Annotated in this window: 21 protein-coding genes and 1 riboswitch; of the genes, 3 read left to right on the top strand and 18 right to left on the bottom strand. The window is 39.8% G+C overall.

The features are described 5' to 3' along the window. Positions 1-70: 70 nt before the first annotated feature. From tpx to sppA, 5 genes are all read right to left on the bottom strand, one after another. Positions 71-571 (bottom strand): thiol peroxidase, encoded by a 501-nt coding sequence (gene tpx, locus RE409_RS20875; RefSeq protein WP_053347295.1) that lies wholly within the window; start codon positions 569-571, stop codon positions 71-73. 182 nt (positions 572-753) lie between these two features. Then, positions 754-1,218 (bottom strand): GerW family sporulation protein, encoded by a 465-nt coding sequence (gene ytfJ, locus RE409_RS20880; protein ID WP_201186188.1) that lies wholly within the window; start codon positions 1,216-1,218, stop codon positions 754-756. Between the two features lie 15 nt (positions 1,219-1,233). Further along, positions 1,234-1,926: a DUF2953 domain-containing protein gene (locus RE409_RS20885; protein ID WP_201250580.1), complete on the bottom strand. Its 693-nt coding sequence runs from the start codon at positions 1,924-1,926 to the stop codon at positions 1,234-1,236. A 100-nt stretch (positions 1,927-2,026) separates the two neighbouring features. Beyond that, on the bottom strand, positions 2,027-2,569 hold the full coding sequence (locus tag RE409_RS20890; RefSeq protein WP_201250579.1) for an RDD family protein: 543 nt from the start codon (positions 2,567-2,569) through the stop codon (positions 2,027-2,029). 12 nt (positions 2,570-2,581) lie between these two features. After that, a complete protein-coding gene (gene sppA / locus RE409_RS20895; protein ID WP_201186191.1) occupies positions 2,582-3,583 on the bottom strand; it encodes a signal peptide peptidase SppA in 1,002 nt (333 codons plus the stop codon). Positions 3,584-3,788: 205 nt separating this feature from the next. Between sppA and RE409_RS20900 the strand changes: the two genes are divergently transcribed. Then, a complete protein-coding gene (locus tag RE409_RS20900) occupies positions 3,789-4,589 on the top strand; it encodes an NAD kinase (protein ID WP_056529366.1) in 801 nt (266 codons plus the stop codon). A 41-nt stretch (positions 4,590-4,630) separates the two neighbouring features. On the opposite strand, the gene RE409_RS20905 is transcribed toward RE409_RS20900, so the two are convergent. From RE409_RS20905 to RE409_RS20925, 5 genes are read right to left on the bottom strand one after another with little or no spacing between them, the layout of a single operon-like run. Continuing rightward, positions 4,631-5,401 carry a TatD family hydrolase gene (locus RE409_RS20905; protein WP_309558003.1) on the bottom strand — a complete coding sequence of 257 codons (771 nt, stop codon included), beginning with the start codon at positions 5,399-5,401 and terminating at the stop codon, positions 4,631-4,633. An 18-nt stretch (positions 5,402-5,419) separates the two neighbouring features. Next, complete coding sequence (locus tag RE409_RS20910) at positions 5,420-6,163, bottom strand: ABC transporter ATP-binding protein (RefSeq protein ID WP_057219336.1); 744 nt, start codon at positions 6,161-6,163, stop codon at positions 5,420-5,422. Beyond that, on the bottom strand, positions 6,147-6,929 hold the full coding sequence (locus RE409_RS20915; RefSeq protein WP_201186194.1) for an ABC transporter permease: 783 nt from the start codon (positions 6,927-6,929) through the stop codon (positions 6,147-6,149). Before RE409_RS20915 ends, RE409_RS20910 begins: the two co-directional genes overlap by 17 nt. Next, positions 6,926-7,210, bottom strand: coding sequence for a thiamine-binding protein (locus RE409_RS20920; RefSeq protein WP_053347303.1), 285 nt, complete (start codon positions 7,208-7,210; stop codon positions 6,926-6,928). The genes RE409_RS20915 and RE409_RS20920 overlap by 4 nt, the downstream gene beginning before the upstream one ends. An 11-nt stretch (positions 7,211-7,221) precedes the next feature. Further along, positions 7,222-8,226 carry an ABC transporter substrate-binding protein gene (locus RE409_RS20925; RefSeq protein WP_309558004.1) on the bottom strand — a complete coding sequence of 335 codons (1,005 nt, stop codon included), beginning with the start codon at positions 8,224-8,226 and terminating at the stop codon, positions 7,222-7,224. 131 nt (positions 8,227-8,357) lie between these two features. After that, positions 8,358-8,467, bottom strand: a riboswitch (TPP riboswitch). A 221-nt stretch (positions 8,468-8,688) separates the two neighbouring features. Between RE409_RS20925 and RE409_RS20930 the strand changes: the two genes are divergently transcribed. Next, on the top strand, positions 8,689-9,516 hold the full coding sequence (locus tag RE409_RS20930; protein WP_201223393.1) for a protein-glutamine gamma-glutamyltransferase: 828 nt from the start codon (positions 8,689-8,691) through the stop codon (positions 9,514-9,516). A 162-nt stretch (positions 9,517-9,678) separates the two neighbouring features. Here the strand turns inward: RE409_RS20930 and rarD are convergent, their stop codons facing one another. From rarD to ezrA, 7 genes are all read right to left on the bottom strand, one after another. Then, complete coding sequence (gene rarD, locus RE409_RS20935) at positions 9,679-10,608, bottom strand: EamA family transporter RarD (protein WP_201186197.1); 930 nt, start codon at positions 10,606-10,608, stop codon at positions 9,679-9,681. Positions 10,609-10,687: 79 nt separating this feature from the next. Then, the gene (locus RE409_RS20940) at positions 10,688-12,289 is read right to left on the bottom strand and encodes an amidohydrolase (RefSeq protein WP_201186198.1); all 1,602 of its coding nucleotides are present in this window, start codon (positions 12,287-12,289) and stop codon (positions 10,688-10,690) included. 145 nt (positions 12,290-12,434) lie between these two features. Next, positions 12,435-14,018 (bottom strand): acyl-CoA synthetase MbcS, encoded by a 1,584-nt coding sequence (gene mbcS / locus RE409_RS20945; protein ID WP_309558005.1) that lies wholly within the window; start codon positions 14,016-14,018, stop codon positions 12,435-12,437. 134 nt (positions 14,019-14,152) lie between these two features. After that, the gene (locus RE409_RS20950) at positions 14,153-14,359 is read right to left on the bottom strand and encodes an alpha/beta-type small acid-soluble spore protein (protein ID WP_056529390.1); all 207 of its coding nucleotides are present in this window, start codon (positions 14,357-14,359) and stop codon (positions 14,153-14,155) included. Positions 14,360-14,441: 82 nt separating this feature from the next. Then, complete coding sequence (thiI, locus tag RE409_RS20955; RefSeq protein WP_056529393.1) at positions 14,442-15,653, bottom strand: tRNA uracil 4-sulfurtransferase ThiI; 1,212 nt, start codon at positions 15,651-15,653, stop codon at positions 14,442-14,444. Continuing rightward, positions 15,650-16,798, bottom strand: a complete 1,149-nt coding sequence (locus RE409_RS20960) for a cysteine desulfurase family protein (RefSeq protein WP_201223387.1) — start codon at positions 16,796-16,798, stop codon at positions 15,650-15,652. The genes thiI and RE409_RS20960 overlap by 4 nt, the downstream gene beginning before the upstream one ends. Positions 16,799-17,132: 334 nt before the next feature. After that, positions 17,133-18,827 (bottom strand): septation ring formation regulator EzrA, encoded by a 1,695-nt coding sequence (gene ezrA / locus RE409_RS20965; protein WP_201186201.1) that lies wholly within the window; start codon positions 18,825-18,827, stop codon positions 17,133-17,135. 168 nt (positions 18,828-18,995) lie between these two features. On the opposite strand from ezrA, the gene hisJ reads away from it, so the two are divergent. Beyond that, positions 18,996-19,799 carry a histidinol-phosphatase HisJ gene (hisJ, locus tag RE409_RS20970; protein WP_201186202.1) on the top strand — a complete coding sequence of 268 codons (804 nt, stop codon included), beginning with the start codon at positions 18,996-18,998 and terminating at the stop codon, positions 19,797-19,799. Between the two features lie 14 nt (positions 19,800-19,813). On the opposite strand, the gene refZ is transcribed toward hisJ, so the two are convergent. Next, positions 19,814-20,458: a forespore capture DNA-binding protein RefZ gene (gene refZ / locus RE409_RS20975; RefSeq protein ID WP_056529403.1), complete on the bottom strand. Its 645-nt coding sequence runs from the start codon at positions 20,456-20,458 to the stop codon at positions 19,814-19,816. Positions 20,459-20,603 lie beyond the last annotated feature (145 nt).

Below are 20,603 nucleotides of genomic sequence, written 5' to 3' on the forward strand. Positions count from 1 at the left end.
CAATTTCCTCCTTTTAAACTTTAAAACAAAAAACCGGGCACAATGAGCCCGGTTTCTATGAATTCGTATCTTATTTTGCTGCTTTAGCTGCTTCGATTGCACCTTCGTAATTTGGATGAGTTGTACCCTCACTAACATATTCAACGAATGTGATTTCATCGTTGCTGTTCACAACGAATACAGAGCGCGCCAATAGACGAAGTTCTTGCATAACGACACCGTAAGCTTCACCGAATGAAAGGTCGCGGTGATCGGAAAGTACTTGAACATTGTCCAATCCACTTGCAGCACACCAGCGCTTTTGTGCGAAAGGAAGATCATTACTGATCGTCAGTACTTTCACATTATCCAATTTTGCAGCTTCTTCATTGAATTTACGTGTTTGTGCATCACATACACCTGTATCGACAGATGGAACTACACTGATAATGCGGACAGACCCTTTAGAGTCGCTTAATGTAACGGGTGATAAATCATTAGCCAATACGGTAAAATCAGGAGCTTTGTCCCCCACTTTTAGTTCTGGTCCTACTAAAGTGACCGGGTTGTTTTTAAATGTAACTGAAGCCATTAAAAATTCCTCCTTTTTCTGCTTTATGTACAAGCCTAATAATATTTGTTTTACCGGAATTTTGCAATTAATTGAATTGAGAAAAGTGAAAATCCCTATGCGTTAAACTTAAACGTTCCAAGCCTTTCAATAATTTTGTAAAATATACGCAAAAAGAAAACTCGGCGGATGCCGAGTCGCAGTTAGAAATCTAAATTCTGTTTAGGCTCTTGATATTTCGTTGTAGATTGTTGACTGCTGCCTTGCTTTTGATTACTGTCTTTTTTAGAAAGCATGGACTGAATCTTATCGACTACTTGTGGCGCTAAATCCATCATTTTTTCAAGAAGATGCGTCCCTTCATCCAGATGAATCATTTTCACGCCATGTGAACCGACAATCAGAAAGGCAATTGGTGTAATGGATACTCCACCACCGCTACCTCCCCCAAAAGGCTGCTTGGAAGCGCCCTGCTGGCCTTGATGGTTTTCGTCAATCACAAATTCGCTGCCACCAGCTGCAAACCCAAACCCAACTTTGGATACGGTTAATATGACACTACCATCTGGAGTTTCCACCGGATCTCCGATAATCGTATTCACATCAACCATTTCTTTCAGATTTTCCATTGCCTCTTTCATCAACCCTTGGATCGGATGATCTGACATCTAAATTCCTCCACTCTAAAACGATTGTTTGTTGGAATCACCTGACAGCTTCGCTAATTTCTTAGACTTAAACTTCACTCTTCCGCCTTTCCAGTATCGAAGCAGTTTTATTCCAGTCACCATAGCTTGCCCGATTCTAAATTGTAATATGCAGGAAATCGACGTATTAGCCTGCTTCCTCTGAAAGTCAGGTGTAATTGAATAAGAGGGCATGATTTTAAAATTTAAATAGGTTGTTAATATGCCAATGATGGAACCTTTAAGCGCCCAGCAGCCACCTGTTAAGACCCCGGTGTGTGCGGCATTTTTAGTACCGACCATACTATGCCAGGCAAATTCTATAACTTGAACTTTGCCTAAGAAATGACGAATGACCCGATGAAAATTGACTATATGTTGAAGCAGTGTCTTCATGTCAGCCATTCCATCCCGTAAATCTTCCGGTGTAATTTTATCTAATCCTTCTTTTTTAGTTTCTTCCTTCATTCCTTTTTCTTTCTTTACTACTATCGATGCCGAGTCATCGTCCTTCTTGATGACAGGTACCTTGAAGGTATAATGAAAAAGTCCATACCATGCTGATGCTTTTATATGAATTATGTCATTTTTATGAACACGTTTGTAGTCAAAGTGCACTCTTATTTTCGTAAAAACAAGAAGAAGCAGCACCACAATGAGAATAGTCAAAATTAGCAAAAGCCACTTCATACATCCACGCCCTTTCAGCCTATCATTATCGGCTTGGGCAAAAAAAAATAAACCTGCAAAAGCGAAAATTACGCTCTTACAGGTTCATAATTAAAACAAATTATCTTCTAACTAAAACAACACTTGTGTCTGCAAAGACATCATGCAAAGCCTGTTTCTTTGGTAAAAGGCCCGCCAACACATAGCCAACCCACGTGACTTTTGAAATATAGCGGCCAATCAGCTCCCTGAACAATACTGTACCCCAAGAAATAGCCTCTTTCTCTTCTTTCAATGCCACAACTTTCAGTCCAAAAATCATCTTACCCAACGTCTGGTTTAAGTATTTGGTCATCAATACGAAGTAAATAAAGAATACAAGCCCCGTTAAGAAAGCCTCTGCCGAAAACCAAAGATCGTCTGTACCATTATAAAACTTAAAAATGGGATGAATCAAAATCCGGTTTAAGCTCCCGATAATCAACAAATCCGCTAAATATGCCCAAAATCTCAACCAAAAACCAGCAAAGTAAACTACCTTCACTTCGCCATCATCCACGATTGCCTGTGCTGGTAAAAGCTCTTGCTGAACGATTTCTTCTTCTTGCTTTGTATTTAGATTGGATGAATCGATTTGTTCATTGTTTTCATTTCGTTCCGTCATCCTTCAGCCCCCCTATTCCGCATACAAATACATTAAGCGTGGAGAATTTGAAGAGGAAAGGATTTTTGTCAAAACAGCCGTTTCCACATCATTGCCCAACATTTTTTGCGCTCCCATACTGAATAATGAACCGAAACCTGCCTCATCTGTATAACGGATTACTTGCGCGTCTTTTTTACCGATATCCGTTTTCATCGCGGCAATTACATCATCCAAATGGCCGAAATCATCAATTAAATGGTTTTCTTTCGCCTGACGTCCATCATAAATCCGGCCATCAGCTATTTTACGTACTTCCTTCTCTGTCATACCGCGCCCGTCGGCAATGATTTTAACAAATTGATCATAAGAATTATCAATCATATTTTGGAGGATTTCGCGTTCTTCATCAGTCATTTCCCGAGACGGACTCATAATATCTTTGTGTGGACCGCTTTTGATTGTTTCAAACTCAACTCCATACTTTTTAGCTAGTTTCTCGTAATTATACCCATGCATAATGACCCCAAGTGAACCCGTCATTGTTTCTGGACTAGCATAAATCTTATCAGCTGGAGCAGAAATATAATATCCGCCAGAAGCTGCCATTGAACCCATAGAAACATAAACTGGTTTTTTCACCTTTTTAATATCAAGGATCTTATCATAAATCTCAGCACTTTCCACAACACCGCCGCCAGGAGAATTTACACGCAAGATAATTCCTTTAATATCGTCATTTTCTTCAGCCATTTTCAACTTATCCATGAAGGCTCTGTGATTATATGTTGCTGAACTAAGTAATGAAGCTTCTCCAGTATCTTGGATTGTACCTTCTACATCAAATACCGCAATAACATTTGAGAAATCTTCGCCTTCTATAACTTCTTCGTAAAACTCGCTGTCGGAAGCAAATAATTCATCAATAATATTTTCCGTATCAGCTGTAAATACAGTCGTAGCCGTCCCTACAATAATAGAGACAAAAAATAAAACGGCTGCGATTCCAAGTGCTGCCCAACGCTTTCCATTCATCTGTGTTCCCCCTTAAATATATATATCCTTCTTACCATACGAACTGCATACAAAAATGTTTCAATCCATGATAAACTAAGACATATAAAATTGTAGCAAATAATCCTCTAATTGGAAATGAGAAGGTACACTTTGTAATATCGGCTTTCCCTTATACAGAAAAAAAGAAAGCCCTTTCATCACTATACATACTAGGGGGATCATGATGAACACTCGAAAAAATATTTATTTTTTCCATGCTTCAAATGCAGAGATGCTAAACAAGGTCGAACGTCTAGCCGAGTTAGCAAAGCAATATTCGTATGAAATCGTCCAAGACTTCACAAAAGCCAACATTATCGTAAGTATTGGTGATGACGGCACCTTTTTGCAGGCAGTCCGTAAAACCGGATTCAGAGAAGATTGTTTATATGCTGGCGTTTCCACCACAGGAAATTTGAATATGTATTGTGATTTCCACCTAGAAGATACAAACAAAATGATTGATGCCATGACTAGAGAGCAAATCGAGGTGCGCAAATACCCAACTATTGATATTCAACTAGATGACCAACCTTCCTTTTATGCCCTCAACGAACTCAGTATCCGCACTTCTATCATCAAAACGTTCATCATGGATATTTTCATTGATCAAATCCATTTTGAAACCTTCCGTGGGGACGGAATCATTATAGCGACACCGACCGGAAGCACAGCCTATAATAAATCGGTCAATGGGGCCGTTGTGGACCCGCTTCTCCCATGCTTTCAGGTAAGTGAGCTCGCTTCAATCAATAACAATACCTATCGGACCTTGGGTTCTTCATTCATCCTAAGCGGCGATAAAACATTGACTGTTCACCTTGAACAAAACGGACCAAGCTATCCAATCATTGGCCTGGACAATGAAGCCTTGAGCATTAGTTATGTAGAAAAGGTCAAGATCCGATTAAGCGGTAAAGTCATCAAAACCGTTAAGCTGAAAGACAACTCCTTTTGGGAAAAAGTAAAACGGACTTTTTTATAAAACTCCCTAAAAAGGTACCAGATATAATATCTGGTACCTTTTTAGATACGATAAAAATCTTTGGTATTTTGATAAAGGGTTTCATATACAATCTCAATTGGTAAGTTTTTAATTGACGCAATTTGACGTGCACTGTCATGCATCATGCCCGGATGGGTCCATTCCCCTTTGAAAACCCCTTCAAACGGCCATGGGCCATCCGTTTCAAGCATCATCAGCTTAAGCGGATAAACCGAAACTAACTCCTGTATTTCTTCTTCGTAACAAACATCAGGTGTGATGGAAATGTGGTACCCGTTTTTGACCATTCTTTCTACTGTCTGGATATCCCCTTTAAACCAATGAAAATGGGCCTTTGTAATTTGATTTTTCTCTAATAGGTCGCAAACAACAGGCGCATCATCATAGACCGCATGAAGAATAACTGGTTTTTCAAACTCTTTCGCAAAAGCAAGGAACCTATCAAGTATCTCTATGTACTCTGACGTATCTATAATGGGATTTTCTTGCCTTAAGTAATATGGCAGCCCTACCTCACCTACAGCAAACATATTGTGCCTATGTCCCCGCATCCAACTCAATAAATCATTCACTTCTTCTTCACTTGGGAGGGACTGCTCAGGATGAAAACCAAAGGCAGGCTTAATACGTGAATCTTTGATGGAAAGCTGATAATTTTTTATGGACGAGGTCAAATTCATGGAAACAGTTAGCAAGGATTCCACTTGTGCCTTTTCCATATCAGTGAGAATCTGCTTCTGCTTACTTTCATCATACCTATCCAAATGGATATGGCTGTCGATGATTTTCATTTTATATTCCCTCCTAACTTAAGTAGTAAAAGTTGGCTTTAGTGCGGCATATAATTCTCTCTTCAAATTGAAAAATTCATCACTAAGAAGCTGTTCCTCACTTCTTGGCCTTGGAAATGGAACTACAACTTCTTTGATGACAGTTGCTGGTTTTGCTGATAACACGTATATTCTATCGGAAAGGAAAACCGCTTCATCAATGCTATGCGTAACAAAAAGCACCGACCTCCGATTTTCTTCCCAAACAGACATCAGCCATTTTTGCATTTGCAATCTTGTCAGTTCATCCAAGGCAGAAAAGGGTTCGTCCAAGCACATCAATTCCTGTGGACTTAAAATACTTCGAATAAACGCAGCTCTTTGCTTCATGCCGCCAGATAATTCGTGCGGATATGCTTTCTCGTACTCTTCTAATCCGGCTTTCATCAATAGAGCTTTTGCCATTTCTTTATCTTTAACCCCCGAAAGCTCGCTTCCTAGCAAAACATTTTCTAATACCGTTCTCCAAGGTAAAAGGGATGGCTGCTGAGGCATATAGCTTATATGACCCTTTAAGCCATTTATTTTTTTACTGTCCAGTGAAATGATGCCATGATGCGGCTTCAAAATGCCCCCGATTAGGTGAAACAATGTACTTTTCCCACTGCCAGATGGCCCAAGGATGGTTACAAACTCTCCATCATCCACATAGAAATTTATATTCTCTAAAATATTCTGTTTACCATCGAAAGAATAGGAGACATCTTTAATTTGCAGCTTCATCCTTTTCACCCTCCTTTCTCTTCCATGAAACAAAGTATCTTTCAAGTATGGTAATGATTCCAAAAAAGAGAAGACTCAGTCCCATAATGATAAAAATGGAAACAAACACCCGATCTGTCCTAAATGAAGAGGATGCGAGCGTCATATAAACACCTATCCCCGATTTAGCCCCAAGCCACTCCGAAATAACCGCCCCCATTACACTGTAAGTGGCCGAAATTTTCAGTCCAGAGAAAATGAACGGAATCGAGTGAGGAAGTTCTAGCTTCCAAAATAGTTGCATTTTCCCTGCTCCCATCATCTTGAAATAATGCTTAAGTTCATAAGGAGTCTGGCGAAAACCGTCCAATGAAGCAACAGCGAGAGGGAAAAAACATACGAGAGAAATCACAATCAGCTTCGGCAGCATACCAAAGCCAAACCAGATGACTAGAAGCGGCGCCAAAACGATGATAGGAATATTTTGTGATAGAATGAGAAGCGGATAAACCGCATCTTTTACACCAGGAAAAAGGTGTAAGAGAGCAGCAATTACTAAGCCAATACAGCTTCCAATAAAAAAACCAGATAATGCAAGGTTAGTAGTTGATATAAGGTGTCCAAAAAGGCTATGAAACGACTCTATTCCCTCGATAAAAATGGCTGATGGAGCAGGAAGTAGCCATTTTTCAACCTTTAATAAGCCTGTTGCTAACTCCCACACTATTAGCAACAATAATAAAAGAAAGAAGGGAGCCCCCTTCTTCCAAATCTTTCTTCCGCTCATGGCCGATATTTCTCCGTTAACGTATCCATCGTGATTCCGCTAGGCTGGTACAATATTTTCACTTGGGAAATGACATTCGGCGAACCTATTTCAATCATTCTCACATTCATTTTTTCTATAACGGCCAGAAGCTCAGAAAGCTCACCTTCCATTGTTGTTTCAAGCGGGTGCACCTCGTACTTGACACCTGATTCATCGATGATTTTGATCGCTTCATCGACTAAGGGGATGACATTTTCCCCTTTAGGAATAATTTGTATACTAATTAATGAGTTTGCCATTGTAGTTCCTCCTATTGTGGTAAAAATTCATTGGTAAATGCTTTCTCAGGATCGAAATCACCTTCAAGAAGATTATTTTCAGTCATCCACTCACTATAATTCTTCCAAATTTCAAGCTTTTGTTCACCCCATCTAGGAGCATCATCCTGATACTTAGATGCAAGCCACTTCTGGCTTTTCTTCACTAGCTTTTTATCTAGATCTGGTGCAGCCTTGATTAAAATGTCTGCCGCATCATCAGGATTCTTAATCGCAAACTGGTACCCTTTCGAAGTTGCCTCTACGAACGCTTTAACAGTATCTGGATCCTCTTTAATCATCTTTTCATTTGTGGTCAAAACAGGCGTATAGTAATCGAGCTTATCTGAGTAATCAGTTAAGTAAACCATATTCAGCTTTTCATTTCGCAATTCAGCCTCAATACCTGTCCATCCATAATAAATCCAAGCGAAATCAATATCTCTTTTCACTGAAGTGAAAAAATCCGAGTCGCCTGTATTTACTATTTCCACTTTATTTACATCCGCATTATCTTTTGTCATGAGAGATTCGATGATAGCCTTTTCAACTGGAGACCCCCAGCCACCATACGTTTTCCCTTCAAAATCCTTAGGTGTTTTAATATTTTTAGCCACAGGAGAAGCGAATCCTGAGGTATTATGCTGGATGACAGCCGCTAACGAAACAATCGGCACGCCTTGCACACGAGCCTGTGTAATGCCCTCCTGGTAGCTCACGCCAAATTCTGATTTCCCTGAAGCCACAAGCTTATCAGCTCCTGCCTCACCTGGCATGATAATTTCTACATCCAGGCCTTGTTCTTTAAAATACCCTTTTTCCTTCGCTACATACAATCCTGTATGGTTTGTATTCGGTGTCCAATCGAGAACAACCGAAACCTTTTTTAATTCTTTATTGTCTTCATTTTTACCTGCTTCTTCCTTTTCAGTAGTGCCGCCAGCACCACATCCAGCTAAAAGGAATAACAAAGTTATCAGTGGCAATAATTTATTCACTATTTTTCCTCCTACACATTATATAAGGTCCATATGCCGAAACTTTATTGGGTGCCAGTCCCCATCCAAATAATAGATTAAAAAACAAAAACGCCCGAGGATGAATTCGGACGTTAACATACAAAACAGAAAGTCAGTCATAATATGTTCCCTCCGCTGGCATCATCCAGATCAGGTTCAAAGAGTCAGCATCTTAAGGACGCAATCTCAGCCAGCAATACCGGCTCCCCTACATTTCTTGCACATATGAACTTTTCTCTCTCATTATATCAATTCATACAGAAAAGGGAATACTAATTTGCTTCTTCTAACGATGGGCCATTCTGATCATCCTCAGTAATAGGAATAAAATTTGATCAGTATTGTTCAGCAACTCATATAATAATTATTATTACACTGTAGATAGTTCTTGAACTACTTGAATTAATCATTTAATTTTGTGACCAAGAGGTGGATATGATTATGATAAAAATTAATCAAAAATGGTTAGATGTCAGTCAAATCCAACCAGGTATAATATCTGAAAAAGCATTAGAAATTCTCCAATTAATGTGGAAATATCCGAATATTTTTGTATATAAGACAATGGAAGATCTTAAATTCGATATAGAGATGAGGCTGCAAGTCAATAAAGCTGCCGTTTCGTTAGATAAGAGTAATCCTGAATTTACAATACTCGAGGATTCTGTATGCAATGAACAATATTGGCGACTTACAAAAGATGGAGCATTTGAGCTTAAACCAAGCGTACCCCCTCATCTGGCACTTGAGGATATTTTCATAAACGGAAGTCTTTACGCTTTCGAATGCGGGACAGCGATAGTCATTGTTTTTTTAAAAGCTGTTTTAGATACGGTTGGTCCTAAGAATTTTGACCGTCTTTTTTCAGGCCTTACTCTTTATGACTGGCACTATCCGCAGAATTTGATTCTTCGAGTTCATGAAGGGACGGGTTATGTACCAGGCGACTGTGTTTACTTCAAAAACCCAGATTACGACCCGAGCACTCCAGAATGGCAAGGGGAAAATGCGATATTCCTTGGAGAAAACCTCTTTTATGGCCATGGGATTGGGATTACCAATCAACAAGGAATCATCGATGAATTAAATAGCAATAGAAAGTGGAATGCCATCATATCAGCGTTCCTAACAAAGCATATTGTAAGTATAAATAGTTCCCACTATAGTCAATTCAAGCCAAATATCCCCCGTAATAACTCCGTGTCGCTTCATGACTGCCTATCCAATATAATTGTTTCTGAAATAGGCTCGAGAACTTTTCTAGCGTAGGATTAACCGTTTCTCTTATTAAAGATATAGATTTTGAATCACTTTTCGTTTATTTTAATAGCTTGTGAAACTCGACACTGACTAACAATTTTTTTCAGAGTGACGTGTATCACTATAAAAAAAACGCTTGGGAAATGGATTTCCTCAAGCGTTTTTTTCTTTTTATGCACCAAAGTTTCTTTTTTCTTTAAACCTACGTGTCCCTGCCTTCCCCCATTTTGTAATGGAAAGCGTATAAACCACCAAGGCAGACCAAATGAATAAAAAGGCTAAAAGATGTGCTTTTGTAAAACTTTCATGATAGACAAATACCCCGATTAACAAGGTTAAGGTTGGAGCAATATACTGAAAAATGCCAAGCATCGATAACGGTATCTTTTCTGCCCCTTTTGCAAAATATAATAGCGGTAGAGCCGTGGCAATCCCACCGCCAACTAACAGCAAGCTTGTGCTCCCTGAGGTTAAAAATTGTGATTCGGATTGGAACATCAAATATATCAAGTAACCTAGAGCAAGAGGGGTTACCATCATCGTTTCGAGTGTCAGTCCGATTGCTGATTCTGCCTTTATCATTTTTTTTGCCAGACCGTATAACCCAAATGTCATGGCTAAGACTAGAGAGACCCAGGGGATCGTACCGAAATGAATACCAAGTATCAATACACCGATTCCTGCGAGCAGGAACGACACAATCTGTACCCCGCTCAATTTTTCCTTTAAGACTATTACTCCCAACAAAACACTGACTAGCGGATTGATATAATAGCCGAGGCTCGTGTCGAGAATCCGGCCCGAATTAACAGCCCATATGAACACTCCCCAATTAGCTGTAACAAGCAGTGATGCCGTAAGCAATGCCGCGAATAATTTGGGATTTCCCATTATGTTTTTGACATAATCAAGAAATGCTCCCCATTTTTTCATAAACATCAATAAAACAAGCATGAAGACGAAAGACCATAACACCCGCTGAGCTAAAATCTCTATTGCACCGACTCCCTGAAGGAACTTCCAGTAAATTGGTACGACTCCCCACATTAAATAAGAAAGGGCGGCATATATCGCCCCTTCTTTTTGTTCATTTATTTTCATAACCTGCCTTCTTTCTAATTACATTCCTTTATCGAAATCCTATTAATATTTTGCTTACCTATTTCATGTTTTGCAACTGTTATTTTTTATCATACATTATTCGGTCATCAATGACCGTCATGACCGCTTCAACTTTCAGAAGATCATCTGGCTCTATAGCTAAGACATCCCGGTTAAATACGGTAAAATCGGCGTCGTATCCCTTTATGATCTGACCACGCCGGTTTTCAAGACCAATCGCAGCCGCACTGCCTTTTGTATAAAGCGCGAAAGCGTCATAAACAGACAGCCTTTCATCCATGCCGTACACTGTTTCATCATCACTGTTAATCTTTTTCCTTGTAACAGCTGCATGAATCCCCAAAATTGGATTTAATGGTTCAATCGGTGCATCTGACCCTCCCGCACAAATGATCCCCAGCTTCAAATACGTTTTCCAGGCATAAGAGGATTCCAATAATTTTGCTGAAACCTTTTCTTCGACCCATGGAAAATCGGACGGTACGAAACCTGGTTGAATATCAAAGATGACCGGTAGTTTTGCGGCACGCTCCAAGAGTTCTGGGCGAACAATCTGTGCATGTATAAGCCGGTCCCGAAGACCCTTTTTAGGTGGAAAAGCTTCAATCACATTCAGGACATAATCAAATGCGAGATCACCAATGGCATGAACAGCAATCGGCATATCAGCCTGCCTTGCTTTTTGCACCAATTCCTGCAGTTCCTTTTCAGTGAAAATAGCCACACCATTCGTATCCTGTTGATCTTCATAAGGCTCACTCAACAGGGCCGTATGTCCTCCTAATGAGCCATCGGTAAATATCTTCATACTATCGAATTTAATATATCGGGTGCCTTCTTGATACCGCCCACCGGATGCCAGCATCTCTTCAAATGCTTGGTGATGAACGAGCAAATTGGCACGAAAGGTCATGTTTCGGCCCTCAATGACCGATTTAAACGCCTGATAAGTCGGCATGAAGCCATTGTAGTAAAAAAGATCCTCTGTATGCCCACCAGTCAAACCAAGCTTATATGCGTCTTGTATGGCCTCTGTAAGCGCGTTTTCGATATAGCTCTGGTCAATGCCGGGAAGACGGTCTAACACAAGGTTCTGGGCCTGATTTTCTTTAAACAAACCATTTAGACGCCCATCGGGATAACGGCAGATTACTCCGCCTGACGGTTCTTCTATTTCTTCTGTAATCCCTGCTTCTAAAAGGGCACGAGAATTAACGACCAGGGCATGACGACATACTCGTTTTAATACGATTGGATGCTCTGTAGATATGGCATCTAGTTCATCTCGTAGAATCAATTCAGAACTAGGCCATTCATTTTCATTCCAGCCCTCAGCAACAATCCACTTTCCAGACGGTGTTATTTCGCACTTTTTCTTTACGGAACTCATGATGGACTCCCGGCTATTCATCAAAGAAAGGTCTAAACGGAGCAGTCGTTCACCATGCCCGACCAAATGAAGATGACTATCCACTAATCCCGGCAGCATAGTTTGTCCTTTTAAGTCGATTTCCCTGGAAATATTGTCAGCATATTTTTCTTTTATATAGGCAAGCCTGCCGGTATCAACGATCACACCATTGTCAGTGAAGACTGCCTCCACTTGATCTTCTTCTTTTATCATCGTATAAATCGACCCATTGAACCATAACGTTCCCATCCCCGTTTTACACTCCTTATTAAATGTTTCGTAATATGCAGTAAGTGTAACATCTCATTTCATGAATTCCCATATTTTTGATTTTGAAAAATCCTCTGTTATTTAAAAAAACGCCAGCCGGAGGGCTGACGGTAATGATTTTGATTTATTTATTAAGAAGTGTCTCTTCTCTTTTCCTTAAATCTACTCGTTTGATTTTGCCGGAGGTCGTTTTAGGAAGTTCTTCTAAAAATTCAATCTTCCTTGGGTATTTATACGGCGCTGTCAATTCTTTTACATGCTTTTGCAGTGTCTTAATTAAGTCTGGGCTGTTCGGATCTATTTCGTCTATTAACACGATGTACGCTTTAACCACATTTCCGCGTATTTCATCAGGACTGGCTATAACAGCACATTCTTTCACATATGGATGTTTAACGAGTGCATCTTCTACTTCAAATGGTCCAATCGTATATCCAGAGCTGATGATGATATCGTCAGAACGACCTTCAAACCAGAAATAGCCTTCTTCATCCATTTTCGCTTGATCGCCAGTTATATAGTAGTCACCACGGAATTGCTTTGCTGTTCGCTCTGGATCTTTAAAATATTCTTTAAAGAGAGCAGGTGTATTTACATGCACAGCAATATCCCCTACCACACCAGGAGGACAAGGCTTACCGGTATCATCAATGATTTCTACATGATTGCCCGGAGTTGGTTTACCCATTGAGCCCAGTTTAATTTCCATGCCTTTTGTTACACCTACCAACAGTGTGTTTTCAGTTTGTCCATATCCATCGCGGACTTCGATATGAAAATGGTTTTTAAAAACCTCAAACACTTTTTGGTTTAAAGGTTCCCCCGCTGATACAGCACTATGAAGATCGGATAGATTATAGTCGTCAAGGTTATCCACCTTGGCCATCAGACGGTATTCTGTTGGTGTACAGCATAGCGCATTCACTTTATAGTCCTGCAGCAACTGTAGATATTTTTTCGCTTCAAACTTTCCGTGATAAGCAAGGCCAGTTGCTCCTGTGCCAAGAACCGCCAAAAACGGACTCCAAATCCATTTTTGCCACCCAGGTCCAGCCGTTGCCCAAACCACATCTTCTTCACTAATGCCCAGCCAGTTTGCTGCAGACGTTTTCAGATGGGCATACGCCCATCCATGTGTGTGGACGACTCCTTTGGGATTTCCTGTTGTTCCGGAAGTATACGATAAGAAGGCCATATCCTCACTCTTTGTAGCTGCCATAGGCAGCTGATCAGATTCCGCGTCAGCAAGCTCATTCAAATCAAGCCAATTCTCCATTTGTTTTCCGATTGAGAATTTAAGAAGGTTTTCCGCTCCCTTTACTTCATCAAATTCATGAGTGTATTCATGATAACTAACAATTCCTTTTACATCACCGTGATTGATTCGAAACTCCAAATCCTTCGCGCGGAGCATTTCAGAACACGGAATGACAATCATGCCGATTTTCAAAGCGGCTAAATACACTTGATAAGCTTCTACTAAACGTGGGATGATGATAAGGACCGTATCACCTTTCCCAAGCCCCTTTTTCTGGAAGGCATTCCCGATTTTATTTGCACTTTTTATTAAGTTCTCATATGTAAGTTGTTTTTTGTCTCCGGATTCGTTTTCCCAAAGTACAGCAACTTTTTCTGGATTTTTTGCAAAATGTTCCATTTCACTCACTAAGTTGTAATGTTCCGGAGCTAATAAATCTTCACGTTTCATTTGCTTCCCCTCCAATAATGAACTCTTAGTACCTACTCATTATACAAGATACTTCTCTAATATATCTATGTATTTTTACAAATAAATAAAGAGAGCGGGTTAAGAACCCGCTCTCTGTAGCCATATTTATTAAATTATCGTTTGTATCCTCCGCCTAATTGTTGTTCAGCCATTTGAACAAGGCGTTTTGTGATTTCTCCACCAACTGAACCGTTAGCGCGAGATGTTGTATCGGCACCAAGTTGTACGCCGAATTCTGAAGCGATTTCGTATTTCATTTGTTCTAGAGCTTGTTCTACTCCAGGTACCAATAATTCGTTTGAGCTGTTGTTGTTTGCCATGTGTTTTTCACCTCCTTGTGATTATAGAGTGTGTTAAAACACATGGCTTCATTCGTACTTATTTATTGGTAATTCTAGGATATTAAAATAAATCTTCCATTGCTTCTTCTTTATCGAATGTCTGCCCTGGTGTAACCGTCAATACTTCTGTGTCCGACACCGCTTTTGCTATTAACGATTCGAAGTCAACGAAGCTTTCATAGTAATTGACTTTTTCACGTTTCGGTTTTGTTTTAGGACTTGCTGGCGTAAAGACCGTGCAACAATCTTCGTATGGAAGATTGGAAATTTCAAAGGTATCGAGCTCTCTGGCAATTTTGATGATTTCCGTTTTATCCATAGTAATCAACGGACGTAGAATTGGTGTATTCGTCACCTCATTGATGGCATACATACTGCTCATCGTCTGACTCGCTACCTGTCCAAGGCTTTCACCAGTGATCAGTGCCATTGCTTCTTCTTTTTCACGGATTTGATCGGCTACTCGCATCATTAAACGACGAGTTGTCGTCATAGAATAGTTCTCTGGAATCTGTTTTTGAATTAACAGCTGAATTTCCGTAAACGGAACGATATGCACTTTCATGCTGCCATTTATCTCAGCAAGCTTGCCGGCCAAGTCAATTACCTTTTGACGTGAACGCTCACTTGTGAAAGGAGGGCTGTAAAAATGGATGGCTTCTACATCCAATCCACGTTTCATGGATAGGAATCCAGCAACAGGGCTATCAATCCCTCCTGAAAGCATCAGCATTGCCTTTCCGCTTGAACCAAATGGAAGACCACCAGCTCCCTGAATGATCTCACCCGTTAAATACACTGCTTCACGTCTTACTTCAACAAGCAGATTCAAATCCGGATTTTTTACATCCACCTTTAAATCTTCTGTGTTGCGAAGCAAATGGCCGCCAAGTGCCCGGTTAATTTCATCGGTATTGTATGGAAAGTCTTTATCTGCTCGTTTTGTCGTGATTTTAAACGTGCCCACTTCTTCAAGAGTATGATTAAGATAATATAACGCAGCCGTTTTCATCACTTCTAAATCACGTTCAATTTTAATCGCAGGACTTAAAGACTGGATGCCAAAAATTCCTTTTAATCGTTCAATAACGGGCTTATGGTCGACCCCGTTTAAGAGAACATACATCCGTTCCCGATTGGCTGTAAGCACAACGCCCTCGATATCCTTTAAACTCCAGCGGATATGCGCCTTCATCTTGTCCACAAAGCCTTTACGGTTTCTTTTTTTCGTAGAGATTTCGCCATAGCGAATAATTATATGATCAAATTTCATTTTGCAACCCTCATTATTTTTTCTAAATTAACGACTATTTTCTGTATCGCCGCCAGAACTTTTTCTGCTTCTTCCATTTCATTGCTATAGGTAGTACTGATTCGGATAACACTTTCGGAACGAGCTTGATTATGGAACATTGCATCTACCGTTTTGCTTACCGTTCTCTTTTTCGAAGAGCAGGCACTAGTTGTCGAAACATATATCCCATCCGCTTCAAGAGCATGAAGCAATACTTCTGATTTGAGTCCCGGAACGGAAAAATTCAAAATATGATGTGCTCCCTCTTCAGGACTGTTAACTAGTACTCCATCCATCTCTTGCAAACCTTTATATAAATATTTATTGATTTGCTGTAGCTTATCATGATACAGCAACTGGTTGTTCATACTAATACGGAAGGCTTTTGAAAGAGCGACGATTCCCGCCACATTTTCGGTACCGCTCCTGATTTTCGTCTCTTGATTGCCACCGTGAAAAAGCGGATCGATCCGGACGCCATCACGTATATAAAGGATGCCTGTTCCCTTTAGACCGTGAACTTTGTGACCTGAAATGGTACATAAATCCACATTAGCATCACGCAGTGAAAGAGAAATCTTTCCAGCACCCTGAACGTTATCAACATGGAAGAGTACCTGTGGGTATTCCCTCAACAATTTTCCAATTTCAACAATTGGTTGTATCGAGCCCACTTCATTATTAACATGCATAACGGATACTAAAATGGTATCTTCTCTTAAAGCATGTTTGAGATCTGCTAATGCTATCTGACCATATTCATTTACAGGAAGATAAGTAATTTCATATCCCTGTTTCGTTAATGAATGGCATGCATCTTCTACAGAAGGATGTTCAATTGCTGTCGTGATAATATGTTTCCCTCGGTTAGCATGTGAAAAAGCGGCTCCTTTAATCGCCAGGTTGTTTCCTTCTGTACCCCCGGAAGTAAAATAAATTTCCGAGCTTTTCACCTTTAATAATTCAGCAATCTGTTTTCTTGCAGCAGAAAGCAATTTTTCTGACTGAACCCCAAGCCCATGAAGCGAAGAGGGGTTGCCAAAATAGTCAGTTGAAACCTTTATGAAAGATTCAATCACTTCTGAATATGGTTTTGTTGTTGCACTATTATCAAAATAAATCATGGGTTCACCTTCCATGTTTTTGTATCTATGATGGTCACACTTCTATATGTCGTTTCAAATGTTGTTGTTGCGACTTCTAATATTACCATAATTGAAATTGAAAGAGAATGTAAAACGCTGGTCAAACACCTGTGAAAACACGAAAGGAGAGTTGTATGGATATTGTTTTAATAGACATTAATTATATTTTATTCTCAAAACTCGTTCTGCAAGAAATCTATCACGTTTTATACTTTTTTTAGTCAATATTTTGAATAACGAATATGAAGTTATCTTAACTTTATGTTGTTCTACCATTAATAAAACACACGAAAAAACCCGCCATAGCGGGTTTTTAGGAAAGAACTTCTTCTATATTCTCTCCAATTTTTCGTAAGCTGCCTGGATCGACCTTTTCAATAGCCGCGGCTGCTGTTTCCAATGCAGCTTGATATTCATAGCTTCGGAATTTCGCTTCTGCTTCTCTTAAGCTATCAGCAACGGTATCGTGGCTGCTGCGGTAGCGATTTCCGAATTGAATCACTTTTTCCGCTAAATACATATGCTCAATCAGCTCTTGCGCCTTTTCGTAGACCTTATTGACCTGTTCGACTGCTTTTTCTAAAAAGATATAAACAGCTGCCATGTCAAGCGGCTTTTCTTCAAGTTTGTTTTGAACGTCATCTATGCTTTCTTTTGCATCATGAAGCACCACTTTATACTCTTCAGGCAGACCAGGGATATTGCTTTTTGCAATTAAACGGCTTGTATCAAGCATTTTCCGTTTCAACTCCGCCAGTGATTCACGTGCATCCATTTCATCTTTTCTTAAAGCTTGTAATTTAACAGTAAATTCTTTCTGGTATTCCTGCAATTCGTTCAACTGTGCAGCAAGCCCTCGCATCTCTTCGCTAATAAGCGAGCTTGCCATCACATTATCCTCCATTTTCAAGACAAGCAATTGATGGCGTTTCGAAATCTGCACTATTTGCTTTTCCATTTTCCGTTGTGCATCCAACTCATTTTCAGTTAGATGATAGGTGTGTTGAACATGTATAGTCTCAACTTTGAGTTTATCGTTTTCATATTCAAGGTCACTTATCGTTTTCCTGAGGACTTCATCATTTTTCAAGACATACTGTTTGGAAAGCACTTCTTTCTCCAGAAGGTCATAAAGCACCTCAATGCTTTCGCGCATCTCTTTAATCCCTTTATCAACAGCTTCAGTTTCAGCATTTTCCAATTGTGTTTTATATAGATCCAGTTCTTCCTCAAGCCGTGAAATCTCCTGCTCGAATTGGATATGACTTAACTGATACCCCTGTCCGGACATTTCCTCATATCCATCCTTTAATTCATGAAGTTGTGAGTGCAGTTCGGATTGACTATCAACCAATAATTTTGGAAGCATCTCCATTTTAGCAGATAAGACTGCAAGCTTTTCCTTTATGGAAAGTACAAGCTCCCTTGCATTCAAATAATTCCCATTTTCAGTTTCTTCTTCATACTTTTGAAGGATCTGCAATACTTCATCCAAAGAGGCCTCTAGCTTTTCAGCAGCTTTCCCATAATTATGGCGGTGTGCAAGCAATGATTTCTTCAATTGACGGTAAGTTTCCTTAATATCCTCAATTTCTAATCTATTCTTTTCCTCACTTCCTACAAGTTCATTTAATTCGTACAGAATCTTTTTAATCATTTCTTCAATTTCATTCAGCTTGACTGTAATTTGCCGCTGTACCTCTTTTGAACGGCTGAAACGGTATTTATCGACAAACTCCTCGGCATCGAATAAAAGCTCCTCGACTTCCGGCATATGATCCGTGATGATAGCGTCCCATTCAATACGCCAGTTTTCAAACATTTCCTCTGTTTCACCAGTCATGTTCAATTGTTTGACTTTAGAAAGCTCTTCTAGCACGGGGCGGTGCATGATGCTTATTTTCCAGGATTCCAGACGATCAATCTCTTTAAAAAATCTCTTTTTGAAAAAATAACCCCAAATAATAAAAATTAAAATTAATACAATTATCCCAAGTATGTAATCCATGGTAAGCCCCCTGTTCTAGTCCTTACAGCCTCGCTCTTTTATATATCAATTTTAAAAATGTTAAATTTAATGCTTTTATGATACCATGTTAGCAATAATTTTTGATGAGAAAAAGATTTTTTTGTGGAAAATTGCTACAAAATACCGGGTTTTTGGGAGGGAATGGCCATGAAAGCTGACAGACATGTACATACTCCGTTTTGCCCACACGGCTCTACGGACAAATTCGATGAATATATTACGCGGGGAATTGAGCTAGGATTAAAGGAAATCACATTTACAGAACATGCTCCTTTGCCACGAAATTTTCAAGATCCAACACCTGAAAAAGACAGCGGTATGGAAGCTTCCATGCTCCTAGATTACTTTCAAGAGCTCCGCGTCCTGAAAGAACACTATAAAGACAAAATCCTGATCAAAAGTGGTCTAGAGGTTGACTTTATAGAAGGTTATGAAACTGAAACAAAAGATTTTCTCAATGAATTCGGCGAATTCATTGATGACAGCATTCTTTCCGTCCATTTCATAAAGCAGGAAAGCAACTGGCATTGCATCGATTTCAGTGATGATGCGTTTGGTGAGATTGCCAATAAACTAGGTTCCATCGAAGCGGTTTATGCCAAATATTACGATACCTTAGAGAAATCAATCACAGCTGACCTAGGCATCTATAAGCCAAAAAGGATAGGACATATTACACTTGTTCATAAATTCCAGCACCGATACCCACCTGCAAAAAGCTTTGACGACCGTGTTTACAGGGTATTGGATATGATCAATGAACAACAATATGCACTTGATTATAATGGAGCAGGGTTCGTAAAGCCGCTATGCCGTGAGCCCTATCCTCCTGAACGGTTTGCAAAGCGTGCCATAGACCTTGGCATCCCGCTTATTTATGGTTCCGATGCACACCAGGCTAAAGATTTAGGCCAGGGATTTGAATCGTTGATTCCAGAATTCAACGGGTAAATCACGTAAACACTTCAGGCCCGTCCCGCAAGCAGGGGCTGGAGGTCTTCGGCAATAAATAATGTATCTTGCAGAAAACGAGCGACTTCCTCAGCATATAAATTTGTGTAATAGGCTTCCTGTGGGAACACATGAAGGACCTCCATCGCATAATGGGTATGCAGGACCGGAGCCGAGAGCAGGCCCTTTAGTTGCAGCATATACAAGGGGATAGAGACCGACTGAAAACTTCTGCTTTTAATGCCTTGTTCCAAAACATATTGAAAATAAGACTTTTCCTTTGTAAAATAAGTCGAATGAATTTCCCGGTTTAAATTTGAATCGAGTGAAGATTCTCCATATATAAATCGAGCTGCCAGGAAGTTTTCTCTTTGGAATGTAAGAATATCCTTTACCAAATTCATCAAGCATTGCTTTGGACCTTTATGATCCAGCAGCGTCATGTTCGTCTCAAGGACGAGAATATACTCTTCTAAATAGGAAGTGAAGCAGAATTCTAGCAACCCCTGCTTATTTTTAAAATAGTAAGCAATATTAGCAGCATTCACTTTCGCTTTATTCGCAATATCCCGTATGGATGTCGCATGATAGCCTTTTAAATGAAATAAATGTAAAGCAGCTTCCACAATAGCTTGTTTCGTTGGCGTCTGGCGATTCATTAGGCAATCCCTCGCTTTCTTTGAGACAAGTCTTGTGGACTATTTCTGCATTGAAGAGCTTGAATCCTTTAGTAAGTTCTCGACAATTTCTCTCCAATCAATAGGCTTGACTAGAAAGTACTGTAAAAATATGAGGAAGACAGGT

Origin of the sequence: Peribacillus sp. R9-11 (assembly GCF_031345095.1) — a bacterium.
Classification (GTDB): domain Bacteria; phylum Bacillota; class Bacilli; order Bacillales; family DSM-1321; genus Peribacillus; species Peribacillus butanolivorans.